The following is a 1,134-nucleotide window of genomic DNA, read 5'->3' on the forward strand; positions in this document are numbered from 1 at the left end:
CGGCCGACCTGCGCGGCACGACCTCCTATGCCAGCGCGACGGCGAGCAGCAACGTCGTGTATAGCGGCGCGGCCGGCGGCACCACCGCGGCGACCGGCACCACGACGCTCGGCGCGACCATCGGGGCGTTCACGGGCACGGCGGGAACGGCCGGCGACGGCACCACGGCCCTGACCGGCACGATCACCCTGATCGCCACCAACGGCACGACCGCAACCGGCCTGCTCGGCAACGCCCAGCCCGCCGACGGCGACACGCTGACCGTCAACGGCAAGACCATCACCTTCCGCAGCGGCACCGCTCCGGCTGCGACCGCCGTTCCGACCGGCTCGGGCGTCAGCGGCAACCTCGTCACCGACGGCAACGGCAACACCACGGTCTATCTCGGCACCGCCGGCACTCCGGCTGCGAACGTCAACGATCTCTTGACCGCGGTCGATCTCGCCAGCGGCGTCAAGACGGTCTCCATCAGCTCGGGTGCTGCGACGTTTGCCACCAGCGTCAACCAGACCGCTTCGAGCGTTGGCGGCGGTGCCGTCACGCTGAGGAGCTCGACGGGCGCGGATCTGAGCGTCACCGGCAAGGCCGACCTGCTCAAGGCGCTGGGCCTGACCAGCTCGGTCGGCGGCGGCAACGCCACCGTGAGCGTCAACCGGACCACGAGCGCCGCCTCGCTGGGTGCGACGATCACCGACGGCTCGACGCTGAACGTCAACGGTCACGTCATCACCTTCAAGAACGCGCCGATCCCGGGCTCGACCGGTGCTCCGAGCGTTCCGGCTGGTTATGGTGCGAACGGTAACATCCTCACCGACGGCAACGGCAACTCGACGGTCTATCTGCAGGGCGGCACGCTCAACGACGTCTTGAAGGCGATCGACCTCGCCACCGGCGTGCAGACCGCGACGATCGCTGCCAACGGCACCGCCACGCTTGCGACGGCTTCCGGCCAGACCAACTCGTCGGTCAACGCCTCGGGCCTGCTCAAGATCTCGACCGGCGTCAATGCCGACCTGTCGGTCACCGGCACCGGCAACGCGCTGAACGCGCTCGGCCTCGCCGGCAACACCGGGACGGCGACCGCCTTCACCGCGGCTCGCACCTCCGGCATCGGCGGCATCAGCGGCAAGACCT

Annotated in this window: 1 protein-coding gene; it reads left to right on the plus strand. The window is 69.9% G+C overall.

Translation table 11 applies throughout. From position 1 onward, the window contains the following. Window positions 1-1,134: DUF1522 domain-containing protein (locus ACM43_RS09640; RefSeq protein ID WP_271539857.1), on the plus strand; the 1,134-nt coding region annotated here is incomplete at both ends.

The sequence above is a fragment of the Bradyrhizobium sp. CCBAU 45321 genome (genome assembly GCF_028128975.1).
Lineage (GTDB): Bacteria > Pseudomonadota > Alphaproteobacteria > Rhizobiales > Xanthobacteraceae > Bradyrhizobium > Bradyrhizobium yuanmingense.